This is a genomic window from Pseudomonas sp. NPDC087615, from assembly GCF_044743445.1.
Classification (GTDB): Bacteria; Pseudomonadota; Gammaproteobacteria; order Pseudomonadales; family Pseudomonadaceae; genus Aquipseudomonas; species Aquipseudomonas baetica_A.
This window is the reverse complement of record NZ_JBIUWM010000102.1, coordinates 1-8,401: the sequence shown is the minus strand read 5'-3', so window position 1 is coordinate 8,401 and position 8,401 is coordinate 1. Positions and strand designations below refer to the sequence as shown.

The 8,401-nt window shown below is 58.8% G+C and carries 7 protein-coding genes and 1 pseudogene; all 8 read right to left on the bottom strand.

Features of this window, described 5'->3' with window-relative positions; translation table 11 throughout:
* Positions 1–120: pseudogene (locus ACIOU6_RS27225) on the bottom strand (hypothetical protein); the annotation flags it as partial.
* A gap of 551 nt (positions 121–671) precedes the next feature.
* Positions 672–1,997 (bottom strand): isocitrate lyase, encoded by a 1,326-nt coding sequence (gene aceA, locus ACIOU6_RS27220; protein WP_093434273.1) that lies wholly within the window; start codon positions 1,995–1,997, stop codon positions 672–674.
* A gap of 475 nt (positions 1,998–2,472) precedes the next feature.
* Positions 2,473–3,225: a secretin N-terminal domain-containing protein gene (locus ACIOU6_RS27215; RefSeq protein ID WP_221730387.1), complete on the bottom strand. Its 753-nt coding sequence runs from the start codon at positions 3,223–3,225 to the stop codon at positions 2,473–2,475.
* Between the two features lie 243 nt (positions 3,226–3,468).
* Entirely contained in the window at positions 3,469–3,894 is a 426-nt protein-coding gene (locus tag ACIOU6_RS27210; protein ID WP_034155132.1) for a GNAT family N-acetyltransferase, read from the bottom strand.
* Positions 3,887–5,056, bottom strand: a complete 1,170-nt coding sequence (locus ACIOU6_RS27205; protein WP_221730386.1) for a cupin domain-containing protein — start codon at positions 5,054–5,056, stop codon at positions 3,887–3,889. Before ACIOU6_RS27205 ends, ACIOU6_RS27210 begins: the two co-directional genes overlap by 8 nt.
* An 86-nt stretch (positions 5,057–5,142) precedes the next feature.
* Complete coding sequence (gene purB, locus ACIOU6_RS27200; protein ID WP_016987412.1) at positions 5,143–6,513, bottom strand: adenylosuccinate lyase; 1,371 nt, start codon at positions 6,511–6,513, stop codon at positions 5,143–5,145.
* 128 nt (positions 6,514–6,641) lie between these two features.
* Positions 6,642–7,265, bottom strand: coding sequence for a high frequency lysogenization protein HflD (gene hflD, locus ACIOU6_RS27195; RefSeq protein ID WP_221730384.1), 624 nt, complete (start codon positions 7,263–7,265; stop codon positions 6,642–6,644).
* A complete protein-coding gene (mnmA, locus tag ACIOU6_RS27190) occupies positions 7,262–8,392 on the bottom strand; it encodes a tRNA 2-thiouridine(34) synthase MnmA (RefSeq protein WP_401139803.1) in 1,131 nt (376 codons plus the stop codon). The genes hflD and mnmA overlap by 4 nt, the downstream gene beginning before the upstream one ends.
* Positions 8,393–8,401 lie beyond the last annotated feature (9 nt).

The following is an 8,401-nucleotide window of genomic DNA, read 5'->3' as shown; positions in this document are numbered from 1 at the left end:
TTTTCCTTCTGGGTGTAGTCGGCTTGAGACACCGAGCATGAAGGCACACAGGCCGACTACACCCAGAAGGAAAATGGCAAAGCCCCAGTTGTGGGCCATGAGTCCTGTCGCTTCGGGCATGCTGGTAATCCTTAACAGAGAGCAAAGGTCTCTGAGCTTGATAAAGAAATAAAGCAGTGACGATATGTCGCAGCAATCAATCGCGCTGATTTTATGGCTAAACACCCTGCAAGTAAAATTCCTATAGCGAAATTATTTATTGGAATAAGGACATAGCGCACCTCGAATGCCCCGTAGCCCAAGCATAGCGGGCATTAGCCGGATTTCTGCGAATTATGTTTTGTGGGAAATGTAACGAACATAGTTGCTGCTAAATGATAATTGATATCGTTTGGAGTGGTTTTGAAACTGTTTAGCGGGCCAGTAATCAGGAAGTTGTCTTATATGCCCGTTACTGCAAGTAGCGGCATCGCCCGTTTTAAACGATTTTTCTGACGTCCATAGCGCTCTGGATCAATGTTTTTTCAGAAAGGTCCTACGCAAAACCTGTAGGAGCCTTTGAGATGTTTGCGGGCAAAAAAACGCCCCGAACCAGTCGGGGCGTCAGATGTGCGGCGTTGCGGTTAGCTTTCTATTCGGTCCGCAACGGCCGTTTGCTCAGGTGAAGCAGATCAGTGGAACTGTTCTTCTTCAGTCGAACCGGTCAGCGCGGTTACCGAAGACGAGCCACCTTGAATCACGGTGGTCATGTCATCGAAGTAGCCGGTGCCCACTTCCTGCTGGTGAGCCACGAAGGTGTAACCCTTGGCAGCATCAGCGAATTCCTGCTCTTGCAGCTTCACGTAGGCAGTCATGTCGTTACGGGCGTAGTCGTGCGCCAGGTTGAACATGCTGTGCCACATGTTATGAATGCCGGCCAGGGTGATGAACTGGTGCTTGTAGCCCATGGCGGACAGTTCGCGCTGGAACTTGGCGATGGTCGCGTCGTCCAGGTTTTTCTTCCAGTTGAAGGAAGGCGAGCAGTTGTACGACAGCAGTTGGTCCGGGTATTCCTTTTTGATCGCTTCAGCGAAGCGACGAGCCTCGTCCAGATCCGGCTTGGCGGTTTCGCACCAGATCAGGTCGGCGTACGGAGCGTAAGCCAGGCCGCGAGCGATGGCCTGGTCGAGACCGGCGCGCACTTTGTAGAAGCCTTCCTGGGTACGTTCGCCAGTCACGAATGGCTGGTCGTACGGGTCGCAGTCGGACGTCAGCAGGTCAGCCGCGTTAGCGTCGGTACGCGCCAGAATGATGGTCGGAGTACCGGCAACGTCAGCCGCCAGACGGGCAGCGGTCAGCTTCTGTACAGCTTCCTGGGTAGGAACCAGTACCTTGCCGCCCATGTGGCCGCATTTTTTCACGGAAGCCAGTTGGTCTTCGAAGTGAACGCCAGCAGCGCCTGCTTCGATCATGCTCTTCATCAGTTCGTAGGCGTTCAGTACGCCACCGAAACCGGCTTCAGCGTCAGCCACGATTGGCGCGAAGTAGTCGATGTAGCCATCGTCGCCAGGGTTCTTGCCGGCTTTCCACTGGATCTGGTCAGCACGACGGAACGAGTTGTTGATGCGCTTGACCACGGTTGGCACCGAGTCCACCGGGTACAGCGACTGGTCCGGGTACATCGATTCGGCGGAGTTGTTGTCCGCAGCCACCTGCCAGCCCGACAGGTAGATCGCCTGGATACCGGCTTTAACCTGCTGAACAGCCTGGCCGCCGGTCAGGGCGCCCATGCAGTTGACGAAATCTTTCTCTGGGCGGAAGGACGGCTTGGCACCCTGGGTCACCAGGTTCCACAACTTCTCGGCGCCCATTTTCGCAAAAGTGTGCTCTGGTTGAACCGAGCCACGCAGACGGACGACGTCAGCAGCGGAGTAAGTGCGTGTCACGCCTTTCCAGCGCGGGTTTTCAGCCCAGTCTTTTTCAAGGGCTGCAATTTGCTGTTCGCGTGTCAGTGCCATGGAGATAAACCTCGTCGCGTCTTTATGAAAAGTTGTTCTGCGGTGGAAAATTCATGCGCTCGCTGACCAGAAGCTTAGGTGATCAAGTCGGATTCGGCGGGGTAGGCGACGGGATGAACGATGGGCTCGAGGGGAAGTGAGCAGGTAAAGGCGCAACTGGTGGGCGCATTCGGGCGTCGTGGGCCTTTATACGAACTGCAGTGTGATGCCGGGTTACCTAATTACGCTTCCGTCCCTCGGGACAACTTCGTTCCAGTCGGCAACCTCGTCAAACACACCTTGTGGGCGGTACAGACACGAAGCGGTTCGCGGGGTGGCTGCGAACATCGTTTCGAAGGCCCTTGCCAGGGCCTCTGATTAGCGGGAGCGAGGCCATCATGCCTTCGCTTTTTTGCCTCGTCAAACGTTTTGTAGTGCTTTTTTCAAGGCACTACATCTTTCGTCTAATACGACTAATCAGTCAGTTTTTGGTGCTTTAGTCCAAGCTGTCGACTTTCACCCGTAGCGTCATGTCATCTCGGCCTTGAGTCGAGTAGCTGCGGGTCAGGCCTTGTTTGTCGGCCTGAGTCTGGCGATTCACACCGGCCAGAGTGATCCACTCGCCCAGGCGCCCGCTGACCGTTGTGTCGGTACTTTGTACGTTCACTACATCGGGACGTTCCTGGCTCATGCGGTCACGATTGGTGCTGATTGACAGATGAACGATGTCTCCGGTGACGCTGGCGGTGACGTAAAAACCTTGGGTGACGTTACGGTATTGGGTTTGGCTGCTGTAGTCGCCGTAGGAATTGCTTTGGCTGCTGGTGATTGGCACGCTCTGGCCGACCTGAATCAACGCCGGTGCGCCTTCGCTGGCCTGCACTTGCTGAATGCCGCCGTCTCGGCTAGCGGTGCTGCGGCTGATGATGCGGGTCTGTGTGCCGTTCACTGAATAGCCCTCGTCGCCACGACCGTTGTTTTCATTGGTATCGACAGTGATCAGCAGGCGTTTGGGGGCGGTGTCGAGTTGGGTGATCAGCGCCTTGAGTTCCTGAATCTTGTCCGGCTCGGCCTTGACGATCAGTTGGTTGCCGTAGGCGCTGACCTGGCCATCTTTGCCCATGAAGTCTTGCGCCATCGGCAGCATGTCGGCGCTGGTGCGGTACTTGAGTGGCACGATTTCGGTGGCCGCCATCACCGATAGACTGCAGCCGAGCAGCAGGGTGGTGAGCAGGGTGCGTAGGGACATGTCCGTTATCTCCGCTTTCGAAAGGCTTGATATTGCCAGTTTGTCGGCCTGGGGTGGGGCAAGTTGAATCGTAGACAGCAAAACGCCCCGGCATCCGAGAATGGCAGGGCGTTTTGTGGTGTTCTTGCTGGCCTCTTCGCGAGCAGGCTCGCTCCCACAGTAGATCTCCAGCGGACACAAATTGTGCGTCAGGCACAGATCCAGTGTGGGGGCGAGCCTGCTCGCGAAAGCCGCGCCGCGGTCTTAAGCCGAATGGCGAACCATATCGACATGCGGAATCCCTGCTTCCAGGAATTCTTCACTGACCAGGCTGAAACCCAGGCGCTCATAGAATGCCGTGGCCTGCACTTGTGCGCTGAGCATCTGCTGCTTCAGGCCGCGCTCTTCAGCTTCAGCGATGACCGCTTGCATCAGGGCGTCACCGACCTTCATGCCACGCCAGTCTTTCAGCACCGAAACCCGGCCAATGTGCCCATCGGGCAGCAGGCGTGCAGTGCCGATCGGAAAGTCGCCTTCGAATGCCAGAAAATGCACGGCGGTCGCGTCATCGGCGTCCCATTCAAGCTCGGGTGGAACCGATTGTTCGGCGATAAACACCGTTTCACGAATGCGCCGGATCTCGGCGATGTCCTTCTGCCAGTCTGCGACACGTACGCGAATTTTATTCATCGGCAAACCCCAGGCTGCCTTGCTTGACCAGTTCGCACAGCAGGCCACGACCGTCTTCGTCGTTCAGCCACTCGCCGAGGTTGTCGGTGTGTAAGGCGTCGGCGGCGCAGATCAGTTTCAGCAGTTCGCGCAATTTGCCCGGCAGATAACGGCTCTGGCCGCTGGCGAACAGCAGCAAATCGTCATCGACTTCCGACCAGGCCAGGCGTGCGCTTGGGTTACGGATCAATACGGCGCCATCCTGCAGGGCGCTGAGGAAGTCTTCTTCTTCGACGTCTTCCGGGCCGGCCACGAGTTCCGGGTAGCGTGGCTCGGTCATGTATTGGCCGAACCAGGTCAGCAGCAGGCGCTCGTCGCTCATGTGCTCGGCGAGCAGGCTCTTCAGGCGATCCAGTGCATCGTGTTGAATCTGGTGCGGATCGGTCGCCGGTTGCGCGTCGGCATCGGTGTAGCGCTCTTCATCGGTCAGGAACTGGCTGAGGAAGTCGGTGAAGTGGGTCAGTACTTCAGAGGCGCTTGGGGCGCGGAAGCCGACCGAATAGGTCATGCAGTTATCCACGGCCACGCCGCAGTGGGCCAGGCGCGGCGGCAGGTAGAGCATGTCGCCCGGTTCCAGAACCCACTCTTCGGTTTCGTGGAATTCGGCGAGGATGCGCAGATCCGCGTGTTGCAGCAGCGGGCTCTCGGAGTCGCACATCTGGCCGATTTTCCAGTTGCGCTTGCCGTGACCTTGCAGCAGGAACACGTCGTAGTTGTCGAAGTGCGGCCCCACGCTGCCACCGGGAGCGGCGAAGCTGATCATCACGTCGTCAACGCGCCAACTCGGCAGGAAGCGGAAGTTTTCCAGCAGTTCGCTGACTTCCGGCACGAATTGATCGACTGCCTGAACGAGCAGAGTCCACTCTTTTTCCGGCAGCTTGCTGAATTCGTCTTCAGCGAACGGGCCGCGGCGCAGTTCCCATGGGCGCTCGCCGTGCTCGATCACCAGGCGCGACTCGACTTCTTCTTCCAGGGCTAGGCCGGCCAGTTCGTCGGCGTCGATCGGGCTTTCGAAATCAGGAATCGCCTGACGGATCAGCAGTGGCTTTTTCTGCCAGTAGTCACGCAGGAATTCGCGCGCCGTGAGGCCGCCCAGAAGTTGAAGAGGAATATCGGAATTCATATGTAACCTATTGAAAAAAAGCACTTTTCAGACGGGAATAAAAACGCCCGGCGCGGCCGGGCGTCTCAAACGGGTCAAGCGGTCGATCAGATGCGTTTGGCTTGCGCTACAGCGTTACCGATGTAGTTGGCCGGGGTCAGTTGCTTCAGCTCGGCTTTCGCTTGGGCTGGCATGTCCAGGCCGTCGATGAAAGTCTGCAACGCTTCAGGGCTGATGCCCTTGCCGCGGGTCAGTTCTTTCAGCTTTTCGTACGGGTTTTCGATGTTGTAGCGGCGCATCACGGTTTGGATCGGCTCAGCCAGCACTTCCCAGCATGCATCGAGGTCAGCGGCAATCTTCTGCTCGTTGAGCTCAAGCTTGCTGATGCCTTTGAGGCTGGCTTCATACGCGATCACGCTGTGGGCGAAGCCGACACCGAGGTTACGCAGAACGGTGGAGTCGGTCAGGTCGCGCTGCCAGCGGGAGATTGGCAGTTTGCTCGCCAGGTGCTGGAACAGTGCGTTGGCGATGCCCAGGTTGCCTTCGGAGTTTTCGAAGTCGATCGGGTTGACCTTGTGCGGCATGGTCGACGAACCGATTTCGCCGGCGATGGTGCGCTGCTTGAAGTAACCCAGGGAGATGTAACCCCAAATGTCACGGTCGAAGTCGATCAGGATGGTATTGAAGCGCGCAATGGCGTCGAACAGTTCGGCGATGTAGTCGTGCGGTTCGATCTGCGTGGTGTACGGGTTGAAGCCCAGGCCCAGTTCGTCTTCGATGAAGGCGCGGGCGTTGGCTTCCCAGTCGATCTGCGGGTAGGCCGACAGGTGGGCGTTGTAGTTGCCGACAGCGCCGTTGATCTTGCCCAGCAGTGGCACGGCAGCGACTTGAGCGATCTGACGCTCGAGACGGTAAACCACGTTCGCCAGCTCTTTACCCAGCGTGGTCGGCGAAGCCGGTTGGCCGTGAGTGCGCGACAGCATCGGCACATCGGCGAAACGGATCGCCAGTTCACGGATAGCGTTGGCAGTCTGGCGCATCAGCGGCAGCATCACGTCGTCACGGCCTTCGCGCAGCATCAGGGCGTGGGACAGGTTGTTAATGTCTTCGCTGGTGCAGGCAAAGTGGATGAACTCGCTGACCTTGGCCAGCTCCGGCAGCTTGGCCGCCTGCTCTTTGAGCAGGTATTCGATCGCTTTGACGTCGTGGTTGGTGGTGCGCTCGATCTCTTTGACGCGCTCGGCGTGCTCCAGCGAGAAGTTCTCAGCCAGTTCATTGAGAACGGCGTTGGCCTCGGCAGAGAAGGCTGGCACTTCCGGGATACCGGCGTGAGCGGCGAGGCGCTGGAGCCAGCGTACTTCAACCAGAACGCGGGCACGGATCAGGCCGTACTCGCTGAAAATCGGGCGCAGGGCCTGGGTTTTGCCGGCGTAGCGGCCGTCAACAGGGGAAACCGCAGTGAGCGAAGAGAGCTGCATGGGGTGTTCTCGGACAGTCGGGCAACGAAATGGGGCGCGTATCATACATGAAAAAATCCGCCGGTCCGTTGCCAACTGACCGGCGTATTACGCGTTATAGGCTACAAAGCTTTCTATTGCGCGGCGATTTACTCGCTGCGCATCAACGGATACAGCTCTTTGAGCAGCTTGCGCCGGCTGATCACCAACTGCCAGCGATGCCCACCGAGCTGACGCCACAGGCGAGCTGAACGGATGCCGGCCAAGAGCAGGGCGCGGATTTTCGAGGCATTGCTCGGCTGTTGCAGGTTGCGCATGTCGCCATGCACCTGAATCCGCTGGCGCAGGGTGCTCAGGGTGTCTTGGTACAGCGCGCCGCACGCGGCAACCACATTTTCGTGGGCCGGACCGAAGTGCTCGACCTGCGACTGGATCTGCGGCAGGCGCTTGCCGATGGTGTCGAGCATGTCGTCACGCTTGGCCAATTGGCGCTCGAGGCCGAGCATCGACAGGGCATAGCGCAGCGGCTCGCGCTGCAAGGTGCTCGGGTCGCGTTCAAGCGCGCCGATCAGTGCGCGGTAGCCTTCGCGCAGATTGATATCGTCGCCGCCGTACACGTCCAGCGTGTCTTTCGGGTCGCGCACCAGCAGGCTGCCGAGCATGCAGCTCAGGCCGGCCTCGTTGGTCTGGCCGGTCTTGGCGATCCGGTCGACCAGCACGGCAGCGAGAAACACGCCGCCCAGCGCCGTCAGTTGCTCCTGAGTCGGGTTCATGCCTGGCCGCTCCACGGCTCGGCGACTTCGATCACGCCGCCACCGAGGCAGATTTCACCGTCATAGAACACCACGGACTGGCCCGGCGTGACCGCGCGTTGCGGTTCGTCGAACACAGCGCGGTAACCGCTGGCGGTTTTCTCCAGGGTGCAGGCCTGGTCGCTTTGGCGGTAACGCACTTTGGCGGTCAGGCGCAGCGGCTGGCTCAGATCGATCGGGTTGACCCAATAGATTTCGGATGCGAGCAGGGCGCTGGAAAACAGCCATGGGTGGTTGTTGCCCTGGCCGACGATCAGTTCGTTGTTGTCCAGATCCTTGCGCAGCACGTACCACGGCTCATCGCCGGCATCTTTCAAGCCGCCAATGCCGAGGCCCTGGCGCTGGCCGATGGTGTGGTACATCAAGCCGTGGTGACGGCCGATGACTTCGCCTTCGGTGGTTTTGATCTCGCCCGGTTGTGCCGGCAGGTATTGCTTGAGGAAGTCGCTGAAACGACGCTCGCCGATAAAGCAGATCCCGGTGGAATCCTTCTTTTTGGCGGTCGCCAGCTCGTATTTTTCGGCAATTGCGCGCACTTCAGGCTTTTCCAGTTCACCGACCGGGAACAGGGTCTTGGCGATCTGTTCGCCGCCGACGGCGTGAAGGAAGTAGCTTTGATCCTTGTTCGGATCGAGGCCCTTGAGCAGTTCGGTGCGGCCATCGAGGTCACGGCGGCGCACGTAGTGGCCGGTGGCGATCAGGTCGGCGCCGAGCATCATGGCGTAGTCGAGGAACGCCTTGAACTTGATCTCGCGGTTGCACAGGATGTCCGGGTTCGGCGTGCGCCCGGCCTTGTATTCGGCCAGGAAGTGCTCGAACACGTTGTCCCAGTACTCGGCGGCGAAGTTGGCAGTGTGCAGCTTGATGCCGATCTTGTCGCACACGGCCTGAGCGTCCGCCAGGTCGTCCATGGCGGTGCAATATTCCGTTCCGTCGTCTTCTTCCCAGTTCTTCATGAACAGGCCTTCCACTTCAAAGCCCTGCTCGATCAGCAGAAGAGCGGAAACGGAAGAGTCCACGCCGCCGCACATGCAGACAATGACGCGCTTCTTGGATGTGTCAGAAGGGGCTGGATCACGCGTAGGGATTCAATGAGT